This is a genomic window from Streptomyces sp. NPDC005496 (assembly GCF_042872045.1).
Lineage (GTDB): Bacteria > Actinomycetota > Actinomycetes > Streptomycetales > Streptomycetaceae > Streptomyces.
On sequence record NZ_JBIAJQ010000007.1, the window covers coordinates 325,678 to 352,162 of the forward strand.

23 protein-coding genes and 1 pseudogene are annotated in these 26,485 nt (G+C 74.7%); 13 read left to right on the top strand and 11 right to left on the bottom strand.

Annotated elements, in window-relative coordinates:
• Nucleotides 1-86 precede the first annotated feature (86 nt).
• The gene (locus ACFYQQ_RS23115) at nucleotides 87-1,010 is read right to left on the bottom strand and encodes a DUF3027 domain-containing protein (RefSeq protein WP_355791929.1); all 924 of its coding nucleotides are present in this window, start codon (nucleotides 1,008-1,010) and stop codon (nucleotides 87-89) included.
• 399 nt (nucleotides 1,011-1,409) lie between these two features.
• Here ACFYQQ_RS23115 and ACFYQQ_RS23120 point away from each other — a divergent pair, with 399 nt between their 5' ends.
• The 4 genes from ACFYQQ_RS23120 (at nucleotide 1,410) to ACFYQQ_RS23135 (ending at nucleotide 5,362) form a co-directional block, all read left to right on the top strand.
• The gene (locus ACFYQQ_RS23120; protein WP_355791927.1) at nucleotides 1,410-2,834 is read left to right on the top strand and encodes an MFS transporter; all 1,425 of its coding nucleotides are present in this window, start codon (nucleotides 1,410-1,412) and stop codon (nucleotides 2,832-2,834) included.
• Nucleotides 2,835-3,265: 431 nt separating this feature from the next.
• On the top strand, nucleotides 3,266-3,742 hold the full coding sequence (locus tag ACFYQQ_RS23125) for a DUF2771 domain-containing protein (RefSeq protein WP_355791924.1): 477 nt from the start codon (nucleotides 3,266-3,268) through the stop codon (nucleotides 3,740-3,742).
• Nucleotides 3,712-4,503: a futalosine hydrolase gene (locus ACFYQQ_RS23130; RefSeq protein WP_388905020.1), complete on the top strand. Its 792-nt coding sequence runs from the start codon at nucleotides 3,712-3,714 to the stop codon at nucleotides 4,501-4,503. The genes ACFYQQ_RS23125 and ACFYQQ_RS23130 overlap by 31 nt, the downstream gene beginning before the upstream one ends.
• On the top strand, nucleotides 4,487-5,362 hold the full coding sequence (locus ACFYQQ_RS23135) for a 1,4-dihydroxy-6-naphthoate synthase (protein ID WP_355792645.1): 876 nt from the start codon (nucleotides 4,487-4,489) through the stop codon (nucleotides 5,360-5,362). Before ACFYQQ_RS23130 ends, ACFYQQ_RS23135 begins: the two co-directional genes overlap by 17 nt.
• Before the next feature lie 19 nt (nucleotides 5,363-5,381).
• Here ACFYQQ_RS23135 and ACFYQQ_RS23140 read toward each other — a convergent pair whose 3' ends face one another.
• The gene (locus ACFYQQ_RS23140; protein ID WP_121402260.1) at nucleotides 5,382-5,765 is read right to left on the bottom strand and encodes a cold-shock protein; all 384 of its coding nucleotides are present in this window, start codon (nucleotides 5,763-5,765) and stop codon (nucleotides 5,382-5,384) included.
• A 197-nt stretch (nucleotides 5,766-5,962) separates the two neighbouring features.
• On the opposite strand from ACFYQQ_RS23140, the gene ACFYQQ_RS23145 reads away from it, so the two are divergent.
• Nucleotides 5,963-6,214: a hypothetical protein gene (locus ACFYQQ_RS23145; protein ID WP_355792641.1), complete on the top strand. Its 252-nt coding sequence runs from the start codon at nucleotides 5,963-5,965 to the stop codon at nucleotides 6,212-6,214.
• Between the two features lie 58 nt (nucleotides 6,215-6,272).
• Here the strand turns inward: ACFYQQ_RS23145 and ACFYQQ_RS23150 are convergent, their stop codons facing one another.
• On the bottom strand, nucleotides 6,273-6,899 hold the full coding sequence (locus tag ACFYQQ_RS23150) for a haloacid dehalogenase-like hydrolase (RefSeq protein WP_355792638.1): 627 nt from the start codon (nucleotides 6,897-6,899) through the stop codon (nucleotides 6,273-6,275).
• Between the two features lie 131 nt (nucleotides 6,900-7,030).
• Nucleotides 7,031-8,077 (bottom strand): hypothetical protein, encoded by a 1,047-nt coding sequence (locus tag ACFYQQ_RS23155; RefSeq protein WP_356174321.1) that lies wholly within the window; start codon nucleotides 8,075-8,077, stop codon nucleotides 7,031-7,033.
• 338 nt (nucleotides 8,078-8,415) lie between these two features.
• Here ACFYQQ_RS23155 and ACFYQQ_RS23160 point away from each other — a divergent pair, with 338 nt between their 5' ends.
• The gene (locus ACFYQQ_RS23160; RefSeq protein ID WP_388905021.1) at nucleotides 8,416-11,037 is read left to right on the top strand and encodes a helicase-associated domain-containing protein; all 2,622 of its coding nucleotides are present in this window, start codon (nucleotides 8,416-8,418) and stop codon (nucleotides 11,035-11,037) included.
• Between the two features lie 92 nt (nucleotides 11,038-11,129).
• Entirely contained in the window at nucleotides 11,130-12,773 is a 1,644-nt protein-coding gene (locus ACFYQQ_RS23165) for a DNA repair helicase XPB (protein WP_355790565.1), read from the top strand.
• Between the two features lie 30 nt (nucleotides 12,774-12,803).
• Here the strand turns inward: ACFYQQ_RS23165 and ACFYQQ_RS23170 are convergent, their stop codons facing one another.
• The 3 genes from ACFYQQ_RS23170 to ACFYQQ_RS23180 form a co-directional block, all read right to left on the bottom strand.
• Nucleotides 12,804-13,232 (bottom strand): hypothetical protein, encoded by a 429-nt coding sequence (locus ACFYQQ_RS23170; protein WP_388905022.1) that lies wholly within the window; start codon nucleotides 13,230-13,232, stop codon nucleotides 12,804-12,806.
• Nucleotides 13,165-14,496 carry a glycosyltransferase 87 family protein gene (locus tag ACFYQQ_RS23175; RefSeq protein WP_356174329.1) on the bottom strand — a complete coding sequence of 444 codons (1,332 nt, stop codon included), beginning with the start codon at nucleotides 14,494-14,496 and terminating at the stop codon, nucleotides 13,165-13,167. The genes ACFYQQ_RS23170 and ACFYQQ_RS23175 overlap by 68 nt, the downstream gene beginning before the upstream one ends.
• 812 nt (nucleotides 14,497-15,308) lie before the next feature.
• Nucleotides 15,309-15,491, bottom strand: a complete 183-nt coding sequence (locus tag ACFYQQ_RS23180) for a hypothetical protein (RefSeq protein ID WP_356174508.1) — start codon at nucleotides 15,489-15,491, stop codon at nucleotides 15,309-15,311.
• A gap of 298 nt (nucleotides 15,492-15,789) precedes the next feature.
• On the opposite strand from ACFYQQ_RS23180, the gene ACFYQQ_RS23185 reads away from it, so the two are divergent.
• Complete coding sequence (locus ACFYQQ_RS23185; protein WP_355785027.1) at nucleotides 15,790-17,829, top strand: ATP-binding domain-containing protein; 2,040 nt, start codon at nucleotides 15,790-15,792, stop codon at nucleotides 17,827-17,829.
• Nucleotides 17,830-18,512: 683 nt separating this feature from the next.
• Here ACFYQQ_RS23185 and ACFYQQ_RS23190 read toward each other — a convergent pair.
• Both ACFYQQ_RS23190 and ACFYQQ_RS23195 read right to left on the bottom strand, forming a co-directional pair.
• A complete protein-coding gene (locus ACFYQQ_RS23190; RefSeq protein WP_388905023.1) occupies nucleotides 18,513-19,211 on the bottom strand; it encodes a copper homeostasis protein CutC in 699 nt (232 codons plus the stop codon).
• A gap of 116 nt (nucleotides 19,212-19,327) precedes the next feature.
• Nucleotides 19,328-20,001, bottom strand: a pseudogene (locus tag ACFYQQ_RS23195) (maleylpyruvate isomerase family mycothiol-dependent enzyme).
• A gap of 57 nt (nucleotides 20,002-20,058) precedes the next feature.
• Between ACFYQQ_RS23195 and ACFYQQ_RS23200 the strand changes: the two are divergent.
• Together ACFYQQ_RS23200 and ACFYQQ_RS23205 are read left to right on the top strand one after the other, a co-directional pair.
• Complete coding sequence (locus ACFYQQ_RS23200) at nucleotides 20,059-20,745, top strand: hypothetical protein (protein WP_355781938.1); 687 nt, start codon at nucleotides 20,059-20,061, stop codon at nucleotides 20,743-20,745.
• A gap of 108 nt (nucleotides 20,746-20,853) precedes the next feature.
• Entirely contained in the window at nucleotides 20,854-22,062 is a 1,209-nt protein-coding gene (locus ACFYQQ_RS23205; protein WP_355781936.1) for a Cmx/CmrA family chloramphenicol efflux MFS transporter, read from the top strand.
• A 34-nt stretch (nucleotides 22,063-22,096) separates the two neighbouring features.
• On the opposite strand, the gene ACFYQQ_RS23210 is transcribed toward ACFYQQ_RS23205, so the two are convergent.
• A complete protein-coding gene (locus ACFYQQ_RS23210; RefSeq protein WP_355781933.1) occupies nucleotides 22,097-22,369 on the bottom strand; it encodes a DUF4031 domain-containing protein in 273 nt (90 codons plus the stop codon).
• Nucleotides 22,366-22,746, bottom strand: a complete 381-nt coding sequence (locus ACFYQQ_RS23215) for a hypothetical protein (protein WP_355781930.1) — start codon at nucleotides 22,744-22,746, stop codon at nucleotides 22,366-22,368. Before ACFYQQ_RS23215 ends, ACFYQQ_RS23210 begins: the two co-directional genes overlap by 4 nt.
• A gap of 55 nt (nucleotides 22,747-22,801) precedes the next feature.
• Between ACFYQQ_RS23215 and ACFYQQ_RS23220 the strand changes: the two genes are divergently transcribed.
• The 3 genes from ACFYQQ_RS23220 (at nucleotide 22,802) to ACFYQQ_RS23230 (ending at nucleotide 26,448) form a co-directional block, all read left to right on the top strand.
• Nucleotides 22,802-23,725 carry a MurR/RpiR family transcriptional regulator gene (locus tag ACFYQQ_RS23220; protein WP_355781927.1) on the top strand — a complete coding sequence of 308 codons (924 nt, stop codon included), beginning with the start codon at nucleotides 22,802-22,804 and terminating at the stop codon, nucleotides 23,723-23,725.
• A gap of 102 nt (nucleotides 23,726-23,827) precedes the next feature.
• Nucleotides 23,828-24,847, top strand: a complete 1,020-nt coding sequence (gene murQ / locus ACFYQQ_RS23225; protein ID WP_355781924.1) for an N-acetylmuramic acid 6-phosphate etherase — start codon at nucleotides 23,828-23,830, stop codon at nucleotides 24,845-24,847.
• A 152-nt stretch (nucleotides 24,848-24,999) separates the two neighbouring features.
• Nucleotides 25,000-26,448, top strand: a complete 1,449-nt coding sequence (locus ACFYQQ_RS23230; RefSeq protein ID WP_355781921.1) for a PTS transporter subunit EIIC — start codon at nucleotides 25,000-25,002, stop codon at nucleotides 26,446-26,448.
• The last annotated feature ends 37 nt before the right edge of the window (nucleotides 26,449-26,485 follow it).

The window sequence follows — 26,485 nt, forward strand, 5'->3', positions numbered from 1 at the left end:
CGGCCGGATGTACCGGCACGGCCCCGACCCACCCACCGAACCGACAGCGCCCGACGCCCACCGGACCCAGCAAGCGTCGGCGAAACCTACGAGTGCCCCAGCTCCGCCGAGGTCTCGTCCTCCGTCGCCGGGACGGAGCCCGAGTCAGGGGCCGGCCGCAGCGGGAAGGGGTCCACCCTCGTCTCGTCGATCACCGGCGGAGCCGGCCGCGGCGGCTTCGGCATCACCGCGGCCTCCGAATGCCCCCCACACCCGTACGCCAACGACACGACCCGCCCGTCCGCCGGCGAGAACTCATTCGCACACACCCCGAACGCCTGACCGAGCGAGCCCCCGATCCGGTTCAGGAAGCCACAGCTGACGCACGCAGCCGGCGCCGCCTGCGCCATCGCCGTCTTGGGCCCGTAGGCCTCCTCCCACCGGTCCGCCGCGGTGTGCAGCCCGTACCGCGACAGCACCCGCGCCCGCCGCAGCCCCAGCTCCTCCGCCACGGAGGCGATCGAACCCCGCGAAGGAGCCACCGGCAGGCGCGCGGGCCCCTCGCCCGCGACCTCCGCGTCCTCCGCCTCGACCAGCTCGGCCATCTCCTCCGACACGGCGGAGTTCGGCAGCGGCTCGTCCTCGCCGGTGAACCCGGGCTCCAGCCGCAGGTCGTCCGCCTCGGTGGGCAGCAGGTCCCCCGGACCCATGTCCCCGGGCCGCAACCGCTCGCTCCACGGCACCCACTCGGGCGCGAGCAACGCGTCCGCCCCCGGCAGCAGCACCGTCTCGTCGAGGGTCACGACCTTGGCCCGGGAGGCACGGGCGACGGTGACGGCCCAGCGCCAGCCCCGGTAACCGAATTCCTTGCACTCGAAGAAGTGCGTGACAACGCGGTCCCCCTCGGAGACCAGCCCCACGTGCTCACCGACGACGCCGGGTGCGGCGGCCTCCTCGGCGGCGGCACGGGCGAGACCCACGGCCTCGGCGCACAGACGGTCGGGGGTGCGGCTTCGCGTTGTCGCGCTCACAGGTATCGCTTCTCTCCTACGCCGTCTCACGGGTGCGCCGGTACCCGGCGGGGGAGCGGACGGAGCGGACCGAAGGGCCGCGTCGACGTCCGCGCCCGATCGCGCTCGGGCGCACCTACGCCATCCATTCTGCGGGATGGCCGAGAGGCGCGCGGCCGAGAACAACCGCCGCAGGCGCGCTACGCACGCTACCTTCTCCCGGCCCCTGGGCCCACACCGGCGTGCGGCCGGGTTGGACCCGGGCCGCTCCCGGCGCGCGTCCGCACCCCGCTCCCCCACCACCCCGCGCCGCCACATCCCACGCATATCGCCCCCGCGGAGAGCTCCCGCACACCGCCGTACAGGCCCATACGCGCGGTAACCGCGCTACCTTCGCCGTTCTCGGGGCACTATGACGGGGTGGCAGCCGCGAGGTCGCCCCAGGGCACCACCGGTACCGGTGGTTCCAGGGGCAGTATCCGAAGTGGCGGATCGGGCCGGATGAGCGGGTCCGTCCGCGCGGTCGGCCGTGCCCTGCACTTCCCGGTGACCGGCACGGCACGGGGAATCCGCAAGGCGACCCACGCGCACGGCGCGGGCGAGTCCGGCCTCGGCAAGCTGATCGAACTGCACGCGGTCAACGGCGCCGGCGACGTCATGATCACCGTCGCGCTGGCCTCGACGGTGTTCTTCTCCGTCCCCACGGACGAGGCCCGTGGCCGCGTCGCCCTCTACCTCGCCATCACGATGGCCCCCTTCACACTGCTCGCGCCGGTGATCGGCCCCCTGCTGGACCGGCTGCCGCACGGCCGCCGGGCGGCGATGGCGGGCGCGATGCTGGCCCGGGCGCTGCTCGCGCTGCTGCTGTCCGGCGCCGTGGTGACGGGCGGTATCGAGCTGTACCCGGCGGCACTCGGGGTGCTGGTCTCCTCGAAGGCGTACGGCGTGGTGCGCAGCGCCGTGGTGCCCCGGCTCCTGCCACCCGGCTTCTCGCTGGTGAAGGCGAACTCCCGGGTCACCCTGGGCGGACTCCTCGCCACCGGTGTCGCCGCACCGATCGGAGCGGGCCTCCAGGCGGTGGGACCGCGCTGGCCGCTCTACGGAGCCTTCGTGATCTTCGTGGCGGGGATGTTCCTGTCGTTCTCGCTGCCGCCCAAGGTGGACTCGGCGAGAGGCGAGGACAAGGCACTGCTGGCCGCGGACGAGCAGCACCTGCACGGACCGCACCTGCGCAAGGACACGCGCCGCCCGGGACTGCGCACGGTCGGTACGGCCGTCACGCACGCCCTCGCCGCCAACGCGTCCCTGCGCTGCCTGTCCGGGTTCCTGATCTTCTTCCTGGCGTTCCTGCTGCGCGAGCATCCGCTGACCGGCGAGAGCGCGGCCGTCTCGCTGGGGATCGTGGGCGTGTCGGCGGGCGCGGGCAACGCGCTGGGCACGGCGGTCGGAGCCTGGCTGAAATCCCGCGCTCCCGAGATCATCATCGTGACCGTCGTCGCGTTCGTGCTCGGGGCGGCGATCACCGCGGCGGTGTTCTTCGGGGCGGTCCTGGTGGCCTGCCTGGCCGCGGTGGCCGGCTTCGCTCAGGCCCTCGCCAAGCTGTCCCTGGACGCGCTGATCCAGCGGGACGTCCCGGAACTGGTCCGTACGTCGGCGTTCGCGCGCTCCGAGACGCTGCTCCAGGTGGCGTGGGTGATCGGCGGGGCGATCGGCATCATGCTGCCGCTGAACGGCACCCTCGGGCTCAGCGTGGCAGCCACGATCGTGGCCGTCGGCTGGCTCACGACGGTACGGGGCCTGCTCCGCACGGCCCGGCACCCGGGCTCCCGCCAGCGCCTCTCCTGACCCCACGACGCCACCCCGCACACCGCCGTCATCACCCCGGGCCGCACAGCCCCTCCGCCCCCACCACAGCCGCCCCAGAGCCCCCGCACTCCGTCACCACCCCCTGACGCGACGGCCCCCACGCCACGACCACCCCGGACACAAGGCCCCAGCCCGCCGTCACCGCCCCCACCCCGGACACACCGCCCCCGCACGCCGCCACCGCCCCGGGACACGCCAGCGCCGAACACCGCCGCACCTCACCTCCCCCGGGCCAAAGGCCCCCCAGACACCACGCCCCCGCACCCGCCTCACCGCGCCCCCGCCCCACCCAGGACCAGGCGGCCCCGCCGCCACCCCCGGGAGAGGCCCGCACCGCCGCCTGGCCGCACCCCGCGGCACGCCGCACCCCACGTGGGGGGACCGGTGGGCCTGCCCGATAGCCTTCGGCCATGACCTCCCTGCGTTCCTCTGCGCGCCGCCGTCGCGCCGTCGCCGCTGTCGGCGCCGTTTCCGCCGGGCTTCTCGCCCTGTCCGCCTGTGACAAGCCGACGCCGCTGGCCACCGTCACGGTGGGCAAGAACTCGGTGAGTTCCGAGACCGACTGCTACAACGACGGCAAGTCCCTCAAGACCTCCGAGCTTGCGGACTGCCTGAAGTCCAAGGACATCAAGTCGATCAAGGTCGACCCCGACGAGACCGTCCGGTTCGGCGTCGACCCGGACATCGCCGACGAGGGCTGGACGATCCTCATGAACGGCCGCCCGCTCACCGACTCCAGCAAGAAGACGTACCGGACGATCCCCGGCAGCGTGTTCTTCAACGCCGAGTACGGCGCCAGCGGCGACTCGACCCTCATCTCCGTCCGCCAGGGCGACGAGAAGGCCGCGACCGGCCTGTGGTCGTTCAAGCTGAAGAAGGACGCCTGATCACGTCCCCCGCCGAACTCCCGGGCACGGCTCGCACGCGTGTCCTCGTGGCCACCGCGGTACCCGCCGAACGGGACGCGGTGGCCCGGGCGTTCACACGCCCGGGCCGGGACACACACCTGCACGACGTCCCGCTCCCCGGCGTGACCCTGCGCCGGGCACCGGGCCACGACCTGCTCGCCGCGGGCGTCGGCCCCGCCCTCGCCTCGGCCGCCACCGCCACCGCGCTCACCACGGCCGCCCTCGACGGAGCCCCGTACGACCTGGTCGTCTCCGCGGGCATCGGCGGCGGCTTCCAGCCCGGCGCGCCCGTCGGCTCGCTCGTCGTCGCCGACGAGATCACCGCCGCGGACCTGGGCGCGGACACCGCCGACGGCTTCGTCCCCGTCACCGCCCTCGGCTTCGGAACCGTCACCCACCACCCCCCGAGATCACTCGTACGAGACCTCGCCGCGGCCACCGGAGCGGCCCTCGGGACGGTCCTCACCGTCTCCACGGTCACCGGCACGGCCGCCCGCGCCGCCGAACTGCGCGACCGTCACCCCCACGCCCTCGCCGAGGCGATGGAGGGCTTCGGCGTCGCCGAGGCGGCCGCCCTGCACGGCGTGCCCGTGCTGGAGATCCGCGCGGTCTCCAACCCCGTCGGCCCGCGCGACCGCGCCGCCTGGCGCATCGGGGACGCCCTCGCCGCCCTCACGGAGGCCTTCGGGAAGCTCGCGCCCGTACTGGAGAGTTGGAACCGACATGACCGCAGCCACTGAAGCAGCCACCGCGTCCGCCGCGCCCGTGCGGATCGCGTACTCGCCCTGCCCCAACGACACCTTCGTCTTCGACGCCTGGGCCCACGGCCGCGTCCCGGACGCGCCGCCGCTCGACGTGACCTTCGCGGACATCGACATCACCAACGGCATGGCCGAACGCGGCGAGTCCGACGTGCTCAAGGTGTCGTACGCCGTGCTGCCCTACGTGCTCGACGAGTACGCGCTGCTGCCCTGCGGCGGCGCGCTCGGACGGGGCTGCGGCCCGCTGGTGCTGACCCGCGAGCCGGGGGCGGACCTCACCGGCCGCACGGTCGCCGTACCCAGCGAGCGCTCGACGGCGTACCTGCTGTTCCGCCTGTGGGCCGCGGACACGCTGCCCGACGGGGTCGGCGAGATCGTCGTCATGCCGTTCCACGAGATCATGCCGGCCGTACGGGACGGACGGGTCGACGCGGGACTGGTCATCCACGAGGCCCGCTTCACGTACGGGAACTACGGGCTGCACAAGCTCGCCGACATGGGCGAGCACTGGGAGCGGACCACGGGTCTGCCGATCCCGCTGGGCGCGATCATCGCCAAGCGGTCACTGGGCGAGGAGCGGCTCAAGCGTCTCGCCGAGTCGGCCCGCGCCTCGGTCCGCGCCGCCTGGGACGACCCGGAGGCCTCCCGCGGCTACGTCCTGGAACACGCCCAGGAGATGGACCCGGCCGTCGCGGACCAGCACATCGGCCTGTACGTCAACGAGTTCACGGCGGATCTGGGCGAGGACGGCTACGCCGCGGTCCGCGGGCTGCTCACCCGCGCGGCGGCCGAGGGACTGGTACCGCCCCTCGGCCCGGACGCGCTGAACTTCCCCTGAAACGGCGGCTTGCGGTCGGCTAGACGTCGAGCTGGTCGGCGACCGCCCGCAGCAGACCGGCGATCTTGTGACCGGAGGCCTTGTCGGGGTAGCGGCCCTTCTCCAGCATCGGCGTGATGTTCTCCAGGAGGGTCGTCAGGTCCTGCACGATGGAGGCCAGTTCGTCCGGCTTGCGGCGCTGTGCGGCCGCGACGGAGGGGGTGGGGTCCAGGATCGTCACCGAGAGCGCCTGGTCGCCGCGCTGGCCGGCGACGACGCCGAACTCCACGCGCTGCCCCGGCTTGAGAGCATCGACTCCGGCGGGCAGGACCGAGGAATGGACGAAGACGTCGCCGCCGTCGTCGCGGGAGAGAAAGCCGAAGCCCTTCTCACTGTTGAACCACTTGACCTTGCCCGTTGGCACGTCTGTCCTCGTCCTCGTACTCGTCGGGAACTGCACGGAAAATCACCGGTGACAACTGCGCGGGCAACTGCCCGGAAACTGCCCCGGATAGCACTACAGCGGGTCGTCGGACCCGCCGGTACCAAGGCTAATGGTCCGGGAGCCGGTGACAAGACGTCGCCGGATGGTTCCTTCGCGCTGGGAACTACCCTGGTCGGGTGCGTGACAAAACCCAACCGAATTCCGCGGAGCCCGGTGACTGGCTGATCCGTGCCGGTGCCGTCGTCTTCTTCGTCGGGGCGGTGGCCACTCTGGTCACGGTGGCCCCGCTGCTGCTCGACACGACGCCTTTTCCGACGTACATGTTCGGTCTGAGCATGCTGATGGGCGTCGGCTTCCTGCTGGCCGGAGCTGGGGTGTTCCAGTCGCTGGCGGCGGGCCGCCGAAGGGCGCGCGCCTCCCGGTCGTAGCGGGGACGCCCCGGGTTCCCGGCGGAACGCGGCGCGAACCCGCCGCCGGGCCGCCCGCTCAGCCGGCGGTGTGGCCCCTCAGCCATGCCGGGAACTCGGTGAGGTCGGCGAGGACGACGTCCGCTCCTGCCGCGGTCAGCTCCGCCGCGTCGCAGGGGCCGGTGGCGACGGCCACGGAGTACGCGTCCGCCCGGCGGGCGCCCCGGATGTCGCCGGTGTGGTCGCCGACGTAGACGCTCGCCCCGTGCTCACGCAGCGCGGCGGCCTTCTGCTCGGCCCAGAGGTTGCCCACCACCGCGTCGGCGTCGATGCGCAGGTGCTCCAGGTGGAGTTTGGCGTTGGGCTCCCACTTGGCGGTGACGACGACGGCGCGGCCACCCGCCGAGCGCACCGCCTCGACGGCCTCCCGGGCGCCGGGCATCGCGAGGGAACCGGTGATGGCGTGTGTGGGGTACATCTCCCGGTAGAGGTCTGCCATGGCGGCGACCTCTTCGGCCGGGAACCAGTTCGCCAGTTCGTCCTCCAGCGGCGGGCCGAGCCGGGTGACGACCAGGTCGCAGTCGATGTACGCCCCGGTCCGCGCGGAAAGCGCCCGGTAGCAGGCGTGGATGCCGGGGCGGGAGTCGATCAGGGTCATGTCGAGGTCGAAGCCGACGGTCGGCGCGCGCGAAGTCATACGGGCCATTGTGCCGAGCCCTCCGGACCGGGCCGCCGGATGTCCCGCCGGCCGGCTCGGCCGGGCCGGTTGTGACGTCCGGGGGTGGTCGTTCGGATCGGGTCGGCTGGATCGGGTCGGCCTGATCCGGACGGCAGGACCTAGCGGGGGCGGCGGGAGCGCCAGGTGAGGTAGAGGGCCGAGGCGACGGCGGCGCCGCGGACGACCCAGGGCCAGGTCTCGGCCATCGCGTCGCTCAGGTGGCCCTCGGCGACGGGGTCGCCCCAACGACCCTCGGTACGGCCCCACAGCCAGACGAGTCCGGCGGTGGCGGCGAGCCCGGGGAGCACCAGGGCCGCCCACTTGGCCTCGGCGGGGGTGAGGCGGCGTGAGGTGTAGGCGATGAGCCAGCCGAGGCCGAGGGCGATCCAGTTGCCGAGGGCGGCGCCCGCGACGAGAAGGGCGGCGGCGAGCAGCAGGAGCGGGTTGCTCCGGCCGCCGCCGGGCCGGGCGCCGAGCCGGGCGCCGCCGAGGCGGGGCAGCAGTCGTCGGCGGCGGGCGGGGGCGGCTTCGACGGTCTCGCCTGTCGGGGCGGGGGCCTGGGCGGGTACGGCGGGGGGTGTGCCGGCGGCGGGGGGTTCCGGTTCGCGGGGCGGGGGTTTGAGTATCTCGGGGATCTCGACTCCGCCGACGAATCCGGGGACGCTCTCGCCGGGGCCGAAGGTGTTGGCGTCCACGCGCCACCAGTCCGGCTGGTCGGCGGTGTCGCCGAGTTCGTGGGTGCCGGCGAGGTGGGGTGGGGAGGGGATGTCGCGGGGCGACTGCGCGGGTTCGGGTTCCGCGGGGCGCGGCCGTGGGACGGCGCGGCGCAGGCCCCGGGGGCGGTCGTCCGCCGGGCGGTCCCGGCGGTCGCGGGTGCGCTGGACGGGGACGGCGGCGCGGGTCTCGGGGCCGTCGGGCGGGGTGCTCGCGCCGGGTGTGGTGTCGGCGGCGGTGGCGACGACGTCGTCGGGGGTGCCGAGCCGGGTGAGGATGCGGCGGACGGAGGCCGGGCTGTCGACGGGGGCCTTGGCGCGGCGCCGGTCGATCTCGGCGCGCAGCTCGGAGACCAGCCGCATCCGTGTCGCGGACGGCAGTTGGCGCTGCTGGGCCAGGTCTCCGACCCGGCTCAAATAGTCGAAGACGAGCTGGTCGCTCTCGATCCCCACGAAGTCCCCTCCGGGGCGCGTGCGTTGTGTGTCCCGCGCACCCGACGGTACCGGGTGTGCCGCCTCGGCCGCCTGTTCGCGTCCCGTCGCCGTGCGCTCGCCGCCGGGACGCCGCCGTCCCCGTCGTCCCCTCGCGGTGCGCTCGGCGCCGGGAAGGGGCCGTCCCCGTCGTCCTCGTGGTGGGGTGGCGCGCCGGTCGCCGGGGCGCCACGCGGGTGCGGGAGGGGGTTCGGGGTGCCCGGTGGCGGGCGTTCGGGGGTGCCGTGGGCGGGTCCGGGGTGTCGTCCGGTGTGGGACGGGACGGGGCGGCGGGGGGCGTAACCGCTACCGTTGGCCGGATGAGCACCGAGGAGCAGCCCACGACGGAGTCCGCGCCCGCGGGGAACGCACCGCGCTCCCTGGCGGAGGCCCTCCGTGCGCGGGACGACGCCTCCCTGTCCGCGCTGCTGCGTGCCCGTCCGGATCTCATCACGCCGGTGCCCACCGATCTCACGCAGCTGGCGACGCGGGCGGGTACGCGTGCCTCGGTCGTACGTGCCCTGGAGCGGCTGGACCGGTTCGCGCTGCAGACGGCGGAGGCGCTGGCGGTGGCGCCGGAGCCGGCGGCGTACGGGGATCTGCTCGGGCTGATGGCGGGCGACGACCGTGACCCGGTGACGGCCGGTGCGCTCCCGCAGGCGCTGGGGACGCTCCGCGAGCAGGCGTTGGTGTGGGGCGGGGACGACCGGCTGCGGCTGGTGCGCACCGCGCGTGAGCTGCTGGCGCCGTCCGCGCAGCATCCGTCGCCGACGGGGCTCGGGCCGACGGTCGCGGAGGCGACGGCGGGGATGTCGCCGGGGCGTATCCAGGAGATCGTGACGGCGGCCGGGCTGGCGACGACGCACGACTCCGTGTCGGCGGTGGCGGCGTTGACGGAGCTGTTCACGGACCGGGGGCGGATGTCGGCGCTGCTCGACGAGGTCCCGGCCGATTCGCTGGAGGTGCTGTCGCGGCTGGTCTGGGGTCCGCCGTACGGACAGGTGACCGCGGATCCGGCGCCCCGGCTGCGGCTGCTGCTGGACCGGGGGCTGCTGCTGCCGACCGCGCCCGGGACGGTCGTCCTGCCGCGGGAGGTCGCGCTGCATCTGCGGGCGGGGCGTGCGCACCGGGAGACGCGGCCGTTGCCGCCGGCGGTCGAGGCGGCGGCGACTCACCGTCCGTCGATGGTGGACGCGACGGCGGCGGGGCAGGCGTACACGGCGCTGGCGACCGTCGAGGAGCTGCTGAAGGACTGGGACGAGGGCGGTCCGGCGGTGCTGCGGGCGGGCGGTCTGAGCGTGCGTGACCTGAAGCGGACGGCGGTGGCGCTGGACGTGCCTGAGCCGGTGGCGGCGTTCTGGGTGGAGCTGGCGTACGCGGCGGGGCTGCTGGCGTCGGACGGTGATCCCGACGAGCGGTATGCGGCCACGCCGGCGTACGACGAGTGGCTGGAGCTGCCGGCGGCCGAGCGCTGGGCGCGGCTGGCGACGGCGTGGCTGGCGGCGACCCGGACGGCCGGTCTGGTGGGCGGGCGGGACGCGAAGGACCGTACGCTCTCGGCGCTGGGCCCGGGTCTGGACCGTTCGGCTGCGCCCGAGGTCAGGCAGCGGGTGCTGGCGCTTCTCGGCACGCTGCCCGAGGGTGCCTCGCCTGATGCGGGTTCGCTGCTGGCCCGTCTCCAGTGGGAGCGGCCGCTGCGCGGTGCCCGGCCGGCGGCGGACGACGATCTGCGGACCCGGCTGGCGCGGTGGACGCTGTCGGAGGCGGAGTCGCTGGGTGTCACCGGGCGGGGGGCGCTGTCGTCGCACGGGCGGGCGCTGCTCGGGCTGCCCGCCGCGGACTCCGGGGACGGCGGGGGCGGCGGGGGCGGCGGGGACGCCGGGCACTCCGAGGACGGTGAGCCGTCGGGTCCGGGTGACCGGCTTCCGGTTCACCGGCGCCGTCCGGCGGGAGCCGGGGTGCCGGCGGTGCGTACGGCGGCCGAGCGGGCCGCGGACGCCGAGCTGGCCGCGCGGCTGCTGGCGCCGTTGCTGCCGGAGCCGCTGGACCACGTCCTGCTCCAGGCGGATCTGACGGCGGTGGCGCCGGGGCCGCTGCGCCGTCCGCTGGCGGACATGCTGGGGGTGCTGGCGGACGTGGAGTCCAAGGGCGGCGCGACGGTGTACCGGTTCACGCCGGGGTCGGTGCGGCGGGCGCTGGACGCGGGCCGGGCGGCGTCGGACCTGCACGCGTTCCTGGCCGAGCACTCGCGCACGCCGGTGCCGCAGCCGCTGGCCTATCTGATCGACGACGTGGCGCGCCGCCACGGTCATCTGCGGATCGGTGCGGCGTCGGCGTACGTGCGGTGCGACGACGACGCGCTGCTGAACGAGATCCTCGCGGACAAGCGCTCGGCCGGTCTGCGGCTGCGTCGGCTGGCGCCGACCGTGCTGGCGGCGCAGGCGGATCCGGCGGCGCTGCTGGAGGGGCTGCGGGCGATGGGGTTCGCGCCGGCGGCCGAGTCCGCAGAGGGCGATGTGCTGATCACGCGTGCGCATGCCCGCCGCACGCCGCCGCGGTCGGCTCCCGAGCCGGTCCCGGAGGGTCCGCCGGTACCGGACGCGACGTTGCTGGGTGCCGCGATCCGGGCCGTCCGCGCCGGTGACCTGGCGTCGACGGCTCCGCGCAGGACCCCTGCGGACGCCGACCCGGGGGCGGCCGGTGAGCTGCCCCGCACGAGCGCCGCCGAGACGCTGGCGACCATGCAGGCCGCCGTCCTGACCGGGGAGAGCCTGTGGATCGGGTACGTGAACGCGGAGGGCGCCGCCAGTCAGCGCGTCATCGCCCCCGTCCGGGTGGAGGGGGGTTTCGTGACGGCGTACGACCACACGGCGGACGAGGTGCGCACCTATCCGCTGCACCGGGTCACGGGTGTCGCGGAGCTGGCGGACGAGCGGCCCTGACGGCGGCCTCGACCTGATCGGACCCGGGTACGGCACACTGGACGTTTGGCCGCACGCCTCGGATGCGGGCCGGGACCGGAAAGGGCACTCGCGTGAACGGACCCCTCATCGTCCAGTCGGACAAGACCCTGCTCCTCGAGGTCGACCACGAGCGGGCGGACGACTGCCGTCGGGCGATCGCTCCGTTCGCGGAGCTGGAGCGGGCTCCGGAGCACATCCACACCTACCGGCTGACGCCGCTCGGGCTGTGGAACGCGCGCGCGGCGGGCCACGACGCGGAGCAGGTCGTGGACGCGCTGGTGGAGTACAGCCGCTATCCGGTGCCGCACGCGCTGCTGGTGGACATCGCCGAGACGATGGACCGCTACGGGCGGCTGACGCTCAGCAAGCATCCGGCGCACGGGCTGGTCCTGACGACGACCGACCGGCCGGTGCTGGAGGAGATCCTGCGGTCGAAGCGGGTCGCGCCGCTGGTCGGTGCCCGGCTGGACGCCGACACCGTCGCCGTGCACCCCTCCGAGCGCGGGCAGATCAAGCAGACGCTGCTGAAGCTGGGCTGGCCGGCGGAGGACCTCGCCGGGTACGTCGACGGCGAGGCGCATCCGATCGAGCTGGCGGAGGACGGCTGGGCGCTGCGGCCGTACCAGAAGCAGGCCGTGGAGAACTTCTGGCACGGCGGCTCGGGTGTGGTCGTGCTCCCCTGTGGCGCGGGCAAGACGCTGGTGGGCGCCGGGTCCATGGCCCAGGCCAAGGCGACCACGCTGATCCTCGTCACGAACACCGTCTCGGCCCGGCAGTGGAAGCACGAGCTGGTGAAGCGGACGTCGCTGACGGAGGAGGAGATCGGCGAGTACAGCGGTACGCGCAAGGAGATCCGGCCGGTCACCATCGCGACGTACCAGGTGCTGACGACCCGGCGGAAGGGTGTGTATCCGCACCTGGAGCTGTTCGACTCGCGGGACTGGGGGCTGATCGTCTACGACGAGGTGCACCTGCTGCCGGCGCCCGTGTTCAAGTTCACCGCCGACCTCCAGGCGCGCCGCCGGCTCGGGCTGACCGCCACCCTGGTCCGGGAGGACGGCCGGGAGTCGGACGTCTTCTCGCTGATCGGGCCGAAGCGGTTCGACGCGCCGTGGAAGGAGATCGAGGCGCAGGGGTACATCGCGCCCGCCGACTGCGTGGAGGTGCGGGTCAATCTGACCGACTCCGAGCGGCTCGCGTACGCCACGGCGGAAACCGAGGAGAAGTACCGGTTCTGTGCGACCACCGCGACCAAGCGGAAGGTCACGGAGGCGCTTGTCCGCAAGTTCGCCGGGCAGCAGATCCTCGTCATCGGCCAGTACATCGACCAGCTCGACGAGCTGGGCGAGCACCTCGACGCGCCGGTCATCAAGGGCGAGACGTCGAACGCGCAGCGCGAGAAGCTCTTCGAGTCTTTCCGGCAGGGCGAGATCAGCGTGCTGGTGGTGTCGAAGGTCGCGAACTTCTCGATCGACCTGCCGGAGGCCACGGTCGCCATCCAGGTGTCGGGCACCTTCGGGTCGCGGCAAGAGGAGGCGCAGCGCCTGGGGCGTGTGCTGCGGCCGAAGGCCGACGGCCACCAGGCGCACTTCTACTCGGTCGTGGCCCGCGACACCATCGACCAGGACTTCGCGGCGCACCGCCAGCGGTTCCTGGCCGAGCAGGGGTACGCGTACCGGATCGTGGACGCGGACGAGCTGCTCGCGGACAGCTGACGCGGTTCAGGGCGCCGTTCAGGGCCCCGTTCAGGGCGCGGGCAGGGTGAGCACCAGGAACAGCACGGTCACCGGCGGCAGCAGTGCGCCGCAGGCGGCCCAGGCCCGGGTGCCCGCCCAGCGTCGCTTCCAGGGCAGCGCCCACGACGCCACCAGGAACACGGTGCTGAAGGGGCCGCCGAAGTAGAGCAGCCACCCGATCACGGCCAGGGAGTCCATGAGGGCCGGGGAGCAGTGGTCGGGGCCGCAGCTGTCCGTGGCCATGAAGGACAGGCCGCCGAGGGCGAGTGCGGCCGGGCCGAGCAGCAGCAGGAGCACGGAGGCCGTGACGGGCGCCAGCCAGGCCCGGCGGTGCGGTTCATCCGCCGGAGGCGGGGTCGTTCGCGGCGGTTCATCCGCCGGGAGCGGGGTCGTTCGCGGCTGCGCGGTGGGCCGGGACGCGAGGTGCGGTGTCGTCATGCCCGCATTGGATCGTCCCGCGCGGTGCCGGCACACCGGCGCGGATACTCAGCGGGTACGGGGCGTCGTACTCAACCGGTGCGGGGGTGCGGCGCCGGGTGCGGTGCGGGGCCGCCGCCCCGGCCGCGGCCAGGAGGGCCGCCGCCAGCAGGGGGTACGGCGACGCCGCGAGCTGCTGCCACCAGGGCAGGTGCAGGTCCAGGTCGCCCTCGTGCGGGACCAGCCACAGGGTGCGCGCCGTGAAGACGGCCGTCGCCAGCGCGGCGAGGCCGGTGCGGCCCTCGGCGAGCAGGAACGCGAGGAGCGGTACGCACCACACCCAGTGGTGCGACCAGCTGACCGGCGAGACCAGCAGCGCGGTGGCGGCCGTCGCCAGAACGCCGAGGCGGGTGTCGGTGGCGCGGCACGCGAGCCGGAGGCCGGCGCAGGCGGCGGGCACCGCCACGAGTGCCCAGGCCGCGCCCGGGGCGGGGTCGCCGAGGGCCCGTGCGAGGAGCCCCTGGAGCGACTGGTTGTCGACGATCCACACCTTGCCGATCCGGCCGGTCTCGAGGAGGCGGCGGGTCCAGAAGTCGACGCTCGCGGCGGGCAGTACGACGGCGCCGAGCAGGACGGTGCCGAGGAACGACGTCAGCGCGGTCAGCCCGTCCCGGGACCGGGCCCCGGGGAGGGTGGGAGGGCGCCGGCTCCGGGTGAACAGGAGGTACGCGACGAAGAGGACGGGGGTCAGTTTCACCCCCGCCGCGATGCCCACGGCGATCCCCCGGCCCCGGGCGCCCTGCGGGCGGCTCAGGTCCCACAGGACGAGGCAGGCGAGGGCGAGGTTGATCTGCCCGAACAGCACGGTCTGGAAGACGGGTTCGAGCCACAGGGCGAGGGCGGTGGCGGTGCACACCCGGGAGGTGCCGGCGGGCAGACCGGCGAAGCGGCAGGAGAGTCTGACGAGGAGCGCCAGCAGCGCGGTGTTGCCCGCGACGAAGGCCGCCTTGAGGGCGAGCGGTGGGAGCCAGGCCGTGGGCACGAACAGGAGCGCCGCGAACGGGGGGTACGTGGCGGGCAGCCGCCATTCGGTGACCGTGAAGCCGTACAGGTCCCTGCCGGTGACGACGGCCGCGCCCTCGGCCCGGTAGACGAGGGCGTCCGCCATGGGGGCGCGCTGGAGGACGCACAGCGCGACGAAGGCGCTGAGGGAGAGGGCGAACAGCGTGCCCGCCGCGGCGGGGGTCGCGGCCAGTGCGCGGAGGGTCACGTTCCGTCGGGTCACCCAGGGACCCTAGTGTCCGCGCGGGTCGGGACGGGGGCGCGGCGCACGGGGCACGTCCGGGCAGGCAGGCAGGCGGGCGCGGCGTCCGGTGGGCGTCGGGCGCGGTGGGGCCGGTGGGTGGGTCGGGGCCGTGCCGGTACATCCGGCCGTCGGTAGTTGGTGTGGGCGTCCGTCACCAGCGTTCCTCGGTCGGGTACGTCCCCGTCTCGACGGCCATTTGATGTACCGGCACGGCCCCTTCGGTCGCAGGGCGACTGCGGGCCGTGGGGGCTGAGCCGCGGGGGCGCGGGCCCGGGGGCTCCGGTGCGGGCCGGTGGGCGGCGCCACCTGGCGGACGGGCGTGCGGCGAGGGGTGGCGCCCACCCACCCGGCTGGCGCCGGCGGGCCGCCCGCCCCAGCTGCGGACAGGCGTGAGGCGGGGGGCCGCCCGCCCCAGCTGCGGACAGGCGTGAGGCGGGGGGCCGCCCGCCCCAGCTGCGGACAGGCGTGAGGCGGGGGGCCGCCCGCTCCAGCTGCGGGCAATCGTGCCGCTGCGGCGGCACGGGTGGGCGCAGGCGGCTCCCCGTTCGCGCCGGGCTCGCCGACCCACCTCGACGCCGGCCCAAGTGCTGGGTGCTGATGCGGGTCAGGGGGAGTGGGCCTGCGCGGGCGGCACCCCCTGGCGCCGGGCTCGGCGACTCGCCTCGACGTCGTCGCAGCGCCGGGCGCTGGATGTACGTCAGGGGAGCTGGCCCACTCTGACGGTGCCCCAATGGTGCTCCGCGGGTGGGAGCGAGGGCTCGCCCTGGTGGTGAGCAGGGAGGCGGGGCCAGTCAGCGGCGGTGGACGCCGGCTTCCTCGCCGTATTCGCCGAGCAGGACGACGCCGACGGCGGCGGTCGCGAAGACCTTGACGGCGCGCAGGGCGTCGCCGAGACGATGCCGATGGTGGCCGCTGTCGAGCGCGGTCGCACCACTCGGCGGGACGCGGTGGGGTGTGAAGGTCGCTGCACTCATGCTTCCATCATGGAATCCGGACACAGCGGATACGTCGGTCTTCCGATGTAACCTCGGCGCCCTTTGCCTACGCCTGCGGGCCGCGCCCTCTCCCCCTCGGGAGTGACCCGGGCGCCCGGTACCCCTAAGGAAACTCGGGGTCGCGACCCCGAAATCGGCTGGCACCCGCCACCCGTCTTCACCTAGGATCTCCGCTCTTGCCCGCCTCCCTTCACGGAGTGCCGCCGTCCGGACGGAAACCGGACGGCAGACCACCAGCGACGCAGCCCGTTCCCCGGAGGCAACACCCGTGTCCCCCATGCCCGAAGAAACCGACGATCCCCTCGTCCGCGAGCGGTCGCACCTCGCGAAGTCCCGTGCGGCGCTGCGCGCCATGCGGGAGGACGTGGAGTCGCTCGACATCAAGGACGTCACCGCGAACTGGGTGAACGCGGTGGTCCTGCAGAACCAGATCGACCAGCGCATCGCGGCCCTCGCCGACCTCAGCCACACCCCGCTGTTCTTCGGCCGCCTCGACTACCTCCACGCCCCCGGCGCCGACCGGGCCGAGGGCGCGGAGGGCGAGCGGTTCTACATCGGGCGCCGGCACGTGCACGACGCCGACGGGGACCCCATGGTCATCGACTGGCGCGCCCCGGTGTCCCAGCCGTTCTACCGGGCCTCCAAGAAGGACCCGATGGACGTGGCGCTGCGCCGCCGCTTCGGTTACACGGGCGGCGACCTCACGGCGTACGAGGACGAGCACCTCTCCGACCCCGCCGAGGCCGCGGCCACCAGCAAGCTGCTCCAGCAGGAGATCGAGCGGCCGCGTGTCGGCCCGATGCGCGACATCGTGGCGACCATCCAGCCCGAGCAGGACGAGATCGTCCGCGCGGGCCTCTCCGGTTCCGTGTGCGTGCAGGGCGGCCCCGGCACCGGGAAGACGGCGGTGGGTCTGCACCGGGTCGCGTACCTGCTGTACGCGCACCGGGACCGGCTCGCCCGCACCGGCACCTTGGTGATCGGGCCGAACCGGTCCTTCCTGCACTACATCGAGCAGGTCCTGCCGGCGCTGGGCGAGCTGGAGGTCCGGCAGGCCACGGTCGACGACCTGGTGGCCCATGTGGAGGTGCGCGGCACGGACGACGCCACGGCCGCCGTCGTGAAGGGCGACGCGCGGATGGCCGAGGTGCTGCGCAGGGCCGTCCGCTCGCACGTCACGCCGCCCGCCGAGCCGGTCGTGGTGGTGCGCGGCTCCCGGCGCTGGCGCGTCCCGGTGTACGAACTGGAGGAGATCGTCCGGGAACTGACGGAGCGTGACATCCGGTACGGCGCCGCGGGCGAGGCGTTGCCGCAGCGCATCGCGCACGCCGTCCTCGTGCAGATGGAGCGGGCGGGCGAGGCCCCGGACGACCGGGTGCAGGACGCCGTCGCCCGCAACAGCGCCGTCAAGGCGGCGGTCAAGGCGATCTGGCCGCCCGTCGACCCGGCGAAGCTGGTCCTGCGGCTGCTGTCCGACGCGGACTTCCTCGCCGCGCACGCCGGTGGGCTCCTCGACGAGGAGGAGCAGAAGGCGATCCTCTGGGCGAAGCCGGTGCGCAGCGTGAAGAGCGCCAAGTGGTCCGCCGCGGACGCCGTGCTGATCGACGAGGCGACCGATCTCGTCCGGCGCACGCACTCGCTGGGGCACGTGGTGCTCGACGAGGCGCAGGACCTGTCGCCCATGCAGTACCGGGCGGTCGGGCGGCGCTGCACCACCGGTTCGGCGACCGTGCTCGGCGACCTCGCGCAGGGGACGACGCCCTGGGCGACGCGGAGCTGGGAGGAGGCGCTCGCGCACCTGGGCAAGACCGAGGCCGTCGTGGAGGAGCTGACGGCCGGTTTCCGCGTCCCCACCGACGTGATCACGTACGCGTCCCGGCTGCTGCCCTACATCGCGCCGGGGCTGACGCCGGTGGCGTCGGTGCGGGAGAACCCGGGGTCCTTCGAGGTGCGGGAGGTCGGCGCCGTCGAGGACGTGGTCGCCGCCTGCGCCGAGTCGCTGCGCCGGGAGGGGTCGATCGGCCTGATCGCCGCCGACGCCCGGGTCCCGGCGCTGGCGGAGGCGCTGGCGGCGGCCGGGATCCCCTGCCTGGACCCGGGTGAGGAGACCACCGCGGACGCCCGGCTCACCCTCGTGCCGGCCTCGCTGGCCAAGGGCCTGGAGTACGACTACGTGGTGCTGGACGAGCCGCGGGCCGTGGTCGACGGCGAGCCCGACGAACGCACCGGCCTGCGCCGCCTGTACGTGGCCCTGACCCGAGCCGTCTCGGGCCTCATCGTCACCCACACGGCCCCCCTGCCACCCCAACTCGACTGAATCCGCCGGGCAACAAGCGCTCAGGTGCCCCGTCCGGCGGCCGGGTACGGCCGCCGCCGACATCGGTCGCCTTCCGGCCCGTTGCCGCCCGGCGGCCAGGTGTAGCGGACACGCGATTGGCGGCCGGACACCACGGACCCCGCCCACCCGCGGACCGGGCCCGGCGGACTGCCGTAAACCGGCCGGGCGGAGCCGGCTCCCGCCTGGTGTCCGGGCCACGGCCGCCGCCAACACCGGTCGCCTTCCGGCCAGTTACCGGACGGCGGCCAGGTGCAGCGGACACGCGATTGGCGGCCGGACACCACGGACCCCGCCCACCCGTGGACGGGGCCCGGCGGACTGCCGTAAACCGGCCGGGCGGAGCCGGCTCCCGCCTGGTGTCCGGGCCACGGCCGCCGCCAACACCGGTCGCCTTCCGGCCCGTTGCCGCCCGGCGGCCAGGTGCAGCGGACCACGCGAGTGGCGGCCGGACGCCATTGACTTCCGCCCACCCATGGACGGGGTCCGGCAGGCGGCCGGGTACGGCCGTCGCCGACATCGGTCGCCTTCCGGCGCCTTGCCGGTGCGTCCGTGTCCCCTCCGTCCCCCGGCGTACCGGCGCCCCGGGCGTCGGCGCTCGGGGCGGCAACCGGCATGCCTGCAGGAGGCGGTGACGTCCGGTCAGGTTTCCCGTCCGGTCGGGGTCACGCGTCCAGGGCCGTCCGCCACTCGCGGACCGCCTCCGCGGCGACCGGGGCCGTCCAGCCGCCGGGGCGGGCCGCTCCGCCGATGTGGAAGGCGTCCACGCCGGCCGCGCGCAGCCGGGGCACGTGGTCGAGGCGGAGGCCGCCACCGACGAGGACCTGCGGCTCGTAGCCGGGTTCGCCGCGGCGGGCCGCCTCCGCGAGGAGGGTGGGCAGTCCGTCGTCGACGCCGTCGGCGGAGCCGGCCGTCAGATAGGCGTCCAGGCCCGGCAGGTCGGCGAGCTGCTTGCGCAGGGCGTCGCGGTCGGCGGCCCGGTCGATCGCGCGGTGGAACGTCCACCGGCATCCGTCCAGCTCGGCGGCGATCCGCTCCACGACGGCGAGGTCCGGGCCGCCCTGCTCGTCCAGGAAGCCGAGGACGAACTCCTCGGCGCCGGCGGCCCGCATCTCCCGCGCGGTCGCGACGAGCGCGGCGGTCCCCTCGGCGCCGCCCGCCGCGAAGCCGTCCGCCAGCCGCAGCATCACGCGCAGCGAGATGTCGACGGCAGCGCGGATCCCGGCGAACGTCTCCACGGCGGGGGTGAGCCCGTCGGCGGCCATGTCGGTGACCAGTTCGAGGCGGTCGGCGCCTCCCGCCTGGGCGGCGACGGCGTCCTCGACGTCGAGGGCGATCACCTCCAGGACCGCACGCTTGCTCATAGGACCTCTTCCCTTGGGCGGCTACAGGTCTAGTCCAATCCAAGACTACGCCCGTAGCGCGTGCGCCCGCGAGAAGATCGCGCGAGTGGCGGGCGGCCGCCACCCGCTTCACGCGGTCAGTTCCCGAAGACGTTCAGCTCCGCCTCGGCCGCCCCGGCGAGTTCGTACCGCGTGCCCACCAGGGGGCGGCCCGCGTACAGCCGTACGAGGGTGGGCGCGTCCCCGATGTACCGGGCCGGCGGGCGGGTGCCCGAGGGGCGCCCGAGCCGCAGCGGCTCGTCCAGGCCGTCGAGGTCGGCGTGCAGGGGGACGTGGTCCCGCTCCCGGGTGACGCGGGAAAGCAGCGCGAGGGCGTACGGCAGGCCCTCGCCCCCGGCTCCCCGAACGCCTCGCGCACGTCCCCGGCGTGTACCCACTCGCCGAGCGCGACCGCGTCGAGGACGCCGCCGGCCCGGGCGATCACCGGTCCCGCCTCCGTCATCCCCCGCTCCAGCTCGTCCACGATCCGCTCCACCGGCAGCCCGTCCCGCTCGGCGATGTCCCGGTCGTTGGCCTCGGGCTCGAACACCCCCTTCTCGAAACGGCGCTCCACCACCCGGGTCAGCACGGCCCCGCAGTGCGCGAGCACGTGCCGCACGGTCCACCCGGGGCAGGCGGTGCGCAGCGCGAAGTCCGCCTCGGGGCGGGCCCGCAGCAGCGGGATCAGCAGGTCACGTTCGGTGCGGAGCAACCGCCCGGGCAGTTCCGGGTCCCGTACGTCCGACACGTCTGGCACGTCCGCGAGAGTCATGCCCACCAAAGTAGGGGTCGGCGGCGCCCGCTGGGGGTGCCGGGGACAATGGCGGGCATGGCACAGGACGAGACGGGGACGGCGCGGCGGCATCCCGCGCACGAGGACCTGGTACGGCGCTGGGCGGCGGCGGTCGCGGCGGCCCGCACACCGGACCCCGGGGCGGCGGACCCCTCTCCCCGCCCGTACGCCGAGGACCTGCTCCGCCGCTGGGCCGAGCCGCAGCGGCGCTACCACACCACCGACCACCTCCTGGCGGTCCTGGACCGCATCGACGTCCTGGAGGAGTACGCCGGTGATCCGGCCGCGGTGCGGCTGGCGGCGTGGTTCCACGACGCGGTCTACCTGCCGGACCGCTCGACGAACGAGGAGCGCTCCGCCCGGCTCGCCGAACGGGCGCTGCCGGAGCTGGGCGTCGACGGGGCCCGTACCGCCGAGGTCGCCCGGCTCGTCCGCCTCACCGTCGGCCACGACCCCGGCGAGGGCGATGCGAACGGCGCCGTCCTGTGCGACGCCGACCTCGCGGTGCTGGCCTCGCCCCCGGACGCGTACGCCGCGTACGCGGCCGCCGTCCGCGAGGAGTACGCCTTCGTCCCCCCGGACGCCTTCCGCGCGGGCCGGGCCGACGTCCTGCGGCACCTGCTGGACCTGCCCCGGCTGTTCCGCACCCCGTACGGCGCGCAGGCGTGGGAGGAGCGGGCCCGCGGGAACCTGCGAGAGGAGCTGGCGGCGCTCACCGCGTGAGGGCCGCCCCGCGCCTCCGGGTCACCGCGTGGCCGGGTCCGGCCGGGAATGCGCTCCGGCCGCCGGTCGTTGCACCCTGATATGCCCGCACCCGTCGATCGCCCCCGCATGCCCTTGGCCGTCTACATACTCGGGCTCTCCGTCTTCGCGCTCGGCACGAGCGAGTTCATGCTGTCCGGGCTGCTCCCGCCCATCGCCGACGACATGGGCGTCACGATCCCGCAGGCGGGACTGCTCATCTCGGCGTTCGCGATCGGCATGGTGGTGGGCGCGCCGCTGCTGGCCGTGGCGACGCTGCGGCTGCCGCGCCGCACCACGCTGCTCGCGCTGATCACGGTGTTCGGCCTCGGCCAGGTCGCGGGCGCGCTGGCCCCGACGTACGGGGTGCTCTTCGCGTCGAGGGTGGTGAGCGCGCTGGCCTGCGCCGGTTTCTGGGCGGTGGGCGCCGCGGTGGCCGTCGCGATGGTCCCGGCGACGGCGCGGGCCCGTGCCCTGGCGGTGATGATCGGCGGGCTGTCGATCGCGAACGTCCTCGGTGTCCCGGCCGGCGCCTTCCTCGGCGAGCACCTGGGCTGGCGGTCGGCGTTCTGGGCCGTGGGCGCGGCCTCCGCGGTCGCCCTGGCCGGGGTGGCCACGCTGATCCCGCGCATCCCGCTGCCGGACGAGAAGCCGCGGCTCAAGCGGGAACTGCGTATCTACCGCGATCCCCAGGTGCTGCTCTCGGTCACCGTCACCGCGCTGGCGGCGGGCGGTGTCTTCTGCGCGTTCAGCTACCTCGCCCCGCTCCTGACGGACGTGGCCGGTCTCGACGACGGCTGGGTGCCGACGGTGCTGGCGCTGTTCGGCGTCGGAGCGCTGATCGGGACGACGATCGGCGGGCGCTTCGCCGACGCGCACCTCTTCGGGGTGCTGGTCAGCGGCATCACGGCCTCGACGGTCGTCCTCGCCGCGCTCGCCCTCCTCGGCCAGTACGCCGTCGCCGCGGTCGTCCTGTCCTTCGTCCTCGGCGTCACCTGCTTCTACACGGCACCGGCGCTGAACTCCCGGATGTTCGACGTCGCGAGTGCCGCCCCCACCCTGGCCGGTGCCACCGTGACGGCCTCCTTCAACCTGGGCAACACCGGCGGGCCCTGGCTCGGCGGCACGGTGATCGACGCGGGCCTCGGCTACGCCGCCACGGCGTGGGCTGGCGCCGCGCTGACGGTGGCCGGACTCGCGGTGGTGCTCGTCTCCCTGCGGCTGCACCGGCGCACCCGGGCCTCCCGCGTGGTCGCCGGGGCCGGTTCGGCGCCGCATCCGGTCCGCACCGAGGTGTGAGGCACCCGCCGCTCCGGCGGGGCCTGCGGACGTCTCAGCGGGGTCCCGCCCACTTCTTGCGCCTGCGCAGTCCGGAGCCGTACAGCAGCCGGACGACCTCACGGCTGCCGACCTCGACCGCGCCCGCCCGCACGGCGTCCGGGTAGCGGTGCGCGGGGATGTCGTAGTGGTCCCGCTCGAAGGCGCGCCGCGGGACGCCCAACTCCTCGGCGAAGGCGTGCAGTTCCTCGTACGAGACGTCGCTGACGAGGTGGGACCACATCCGCCCGTGCCCGGGCCAGTTGGGCGGGTCGATGTACACCGTCACGACGAGGGCTTCCCGGCGGCGGGGCCCAGCGAACCGACGGAGGCGACCTTCACCCCCGCCTTGTGGCAGACCCAGTGCGGGTCGGGCCCCAACTCGGGCTCCACGTCGAGCGCGTGCGGGTCGCCCGAGCCGCAGACCGGGCACAGCGGCCACCGGCCGTGCCGGTCCAGCAGGGCGTCCTGGACGTCCTGCGCGACGAGTCCCGCCACGTAGCCCGCGCCCTCCGGCCACTGCTCGACCCACCAGCGGCGCTGCGCCACCGACTCCTCGACGAGGGAGACGACGTCCGCCTGGGCGACCTCGCCCGCTATCAGGTCGGCGAGCACGAGCGCGCGCGCCGCGTGCAGCGCCTGCTCCAGGGGGCTGATGGGGTCCATGCACCTATTGTGCGCACCCTTGACCGTATGCCCCAAAGGAAAATATCTTTCATTGGTGACCCATGACGTGAAGGAAATTTTCGCCGGGGAGGCTCCGCCCGCCCCCGCCGCCCTCGCGGCCAAGGTGCGCACGCTGGCCCCGTCGATGACGCGCTCCATGCAGCGCGTCGCCGAGGCCGTCGCCGGCGACCCGGCCGGCTGCGCGGCCCTCACGGTCACCGGCCTCGCCGAACTCACCGGCACCAGCGAGGCGACGGTGGTCCGCACCGCCCGCCTCCTCGGCTACCCGGGGTACCGGGACCTGCGGCTCGCGCTCGCCGGTCTGGCCGCCCAGCAGCAGTCCGGGCGGGCGCCCGCCGTCACCGCGGACATCGCGGTCGACGACCCGATCGCCGACGTCGTCGCCAAACTCGCCTACGACGAGCAGCAGACGCTCGCCGACACCGCGGCCGGACTCGACACGGTCCAGCTCGGTGCCGCCGTCACCGCGCTCGCCGCCGCCCGCCGCGTCGACATCTACGGCGTCGGCGCGTCCGGCCTGGTCGCCCAGGACCTCGCCCAGAAGCTGCTGCGCATCGGGCTCATAGCCCACCCGCACAGCGACCCGCACCTCGCCGTCACCAACGCGGTGCAGCTGCGCGCCAAGGACGTGGCGATAGCCATCACGCACTCGGGCTCCACCGGCGACGTCATCGAGCCCCTGCGGGTCGCCTTCGAGCACGGGGCCACGACGGTCGCGATCACCGGCCGCCCGGACGGACCCGTCACGCAGTACGCGGACCACATCCTCACCACCTCCACGGCCCGCGAGAGCGAGCTGCGGCCCGCCGCGATGTCCTCCCGCACGAGCCAACTGCTCGTCGTGGACTGTCTGTTCGTGGGGGTCGCCCAGCGGACCTACGAGACCGCGGCGCCCGCGCTCTCCGCCTCCTACGAGGCGCTGGCCCACCGCCACAGCCCGCGCGGCTCGCACCGCTGACCGCGACCGGCCCGCCCATCCCCGTAGCTCCGACGACGCATCCACGGAACGCGCGCACGCCCCGCCCGTACGCGCGGAAAGCACCGGAAAGAGCCGCTCCACATGACCTCCACCGCCGACGCCTCCTCCAACCACCGCGACCTGCGCGACGACGACCGCGCCCCGGGTGACGCCGACCCCCGCGACCCGGACGGGGGCGACGACTACCGCGGTCTGCGCGCGCAGTTGGAGACCCTGACCACCGAGGCGTTCCGCCCCGAGCTCTCCGAGATCGACCGGCTGCCGACGCTCGAGATCGCCCGCCTGATGAACGGCGAGGACGCCTCCGTGCCCGCCGCGGTCGCGGACCGGCTGCCGCTCGTCGCCGAGGCCATCGACGCCATCGCGGAGCGGATGTCCCGAGGCGGCCGACTGATCTACGCGGGCGCGGGCACGGCCGGCCGGCTCGGCGTGCTGGACGCCTCCGAGTGCCCGCCCACGTTCAACACCGACCCCGCGCAGGTCGTCGGCCTGATCGCGGGCGGCCCCAGCGCGATGGTCACCTCCGTCGAGGGCGCGGAGGACTCCCGGGAGCTCGCCGCGGCCGATCTGGACGCCCTGGCCCTGACCGCCGACGACACCGTGGTCGGCGTCTCCGCCTCGGGCCGCACCCCGTACGCCGTCGGCGCCGTCGAGCACGCCCGCGCCCGGGGCGCGCTGACGGTGGGCCTGTCGTGCAACGCGGACAGCGCGCTCGCCGCCGCCGCGGACCACGGCATCGAGATCGTGGTGGGCCCCGAGCTGCTGACCGGCTCCACCCGGCTGAAGGCGGGCACCGCCCAGAAGCTCGTCCTGAACATGCTCTCGACGATCACGATGATCCGTCTCGGCAAGACGTACGGGAACCTGATGGTCGACGTCCGCGCCTCGAACGAGAAGCTCCGGGCGCGCTCCCGCCGCATCGTCGCGCTGGCGACCGGCGCCTCGGACGAGGAGATCGAGTCGGCGCTCGCCGCCACGGACGGTGAGGTCAAGACCGCGATCCTGACGATCCTCGGCGAGGTCGACGCCGCGACGGCCGCCCGTCTCCTCGACACCAGCGACGGTCACCTGAGGGCCGCCCTGCGGGCCAACCACGACTGAGCACGGCCGCCCGGACGGCCCGGCACCGCGAGGTCCCGGGCCGTGCGGGGCGGGCGCCGGGTGACGGCGCTCAGCGTGCCGCGCGGGCCGCCACGGCACGGGCGGGGCACCATGGGCGTCAGGCGCCGTCCCTCCCGCACAGCAAGGCCCGCATGAGCACTGAAGCCACCGCCCGTGCCACCGCCGCCGCGATCCTCCCCCTCGTCGGGGGCGCCGCGAACGTCGTGTCCGTGGCCCACTGCATGACCCGGCTGCGGCTCGGCCTGCGGGACCGGACGCGGGTGCGGGAGGACGCCCTGCGGGCGCTGCCCGCCGTCCTCGGCGTGGTGGACGACGACACGTACCAGATCGTCCTCGGCCCGGGCGCGGTCGCCCGGATCACCCCGGAGTTCGAGGCGCTCGTCGCCGCCGCCCCCACGGCCGCCGACACCCTGGAGAGCCGCGGGGCCCGGCTCAGGGCCGCCCGCCGGGAACGCAACGCGACACCGTTCAAGCTGCTGCTGCGCCGCGTCGCGAACATCTTCGTCCCGCTGATCCCGGCGCTGATCGGCTGCGGCGTCATCGCGGGCCTCAACGGCCTGCTCGTGAATCTCGGCCTGCTCGCCTCCCTCACGCCCGCCCTCACCGCGGTCGCCTCCGGGTTCATGGCGCTCATCGCCGTCTTCGTCGGCCTCAACACCGCGAAGGAGTTCGGCGGCACCCCCGTCCTCGGCGGCGCCGTCGCGGCGATCGTCGTGTACGCGGGCGTCGCCAAGGTGACCGTCTTCGGCACCACGCTCGCGCCGGGCCAGGGCGGCGTCCTCGGCGCACTGGCCGCGGCGCTCCTCGCGACGTACGTCGAGAAGTGGTGCCGCGGCCGGGTCCCGGACGCCCTCGACGTGCTGCTCACCCCGACCGTCACCGTGCTCGTGGCCGGCCTCGTCACCGTCTACGGGCTGATGTACGCGGCCGGCGAGGTCTCCGCGGCGATCGGCACGGGCGCGGACTGGCTCCTCGGCCACACCGGCGCCTTCGCCGGACTGGTGCTCGGCGGCCTGTTCCTCCCGCTGGTGATGCTCGGCCTGCACCAGGCGCTGATCCCGATCCACACGACCCTCATCGAGCAGCAGGGCTACACCGTCCTGCTGCCCATCCTGGCCATGGCGGGCGCGGGCCAGGTCGGCGCCGCCCTGGCGGTCTACGTCCGGCTGCGCCACGACCACGCCCTGCGCACGACGATCCGGTCGGCGCTCCCCGCGGGCCTGCTGGGGGTGGGCGAGCCGCTCATCTACGGCGTCTCGCTGCCCCTCGGGCGCCCGTTCGTGACGGCCTGCGCGGGCGGCGCGGCGGGCGGCGCGTTCGTCGGGTTCTTCTCGATGGTCGGCGACACGGTCGGCTCGACCGCGATCGGCCCGTCGGGCTGGGCCCTGTTCCCCCTCCTCTCCGGCAACCGGAGCCTGACCCTCACCGCCGCCGTCTACGCGGGCGGCCTCCTCACGGGCTACCTGGTCGGCTTCGCCGCGACGTACTTCTTCGGCCTCGGCTCCGTCGAACGGCCGGCCGGGGCCCCGGCGGACACAGCGGCGGATACAGCGGCGGACACGGCGGCGGCCCCGCGCTGACCGGCCCGGCCCGCGCTGTCGGCGGCGTGTGCGATTC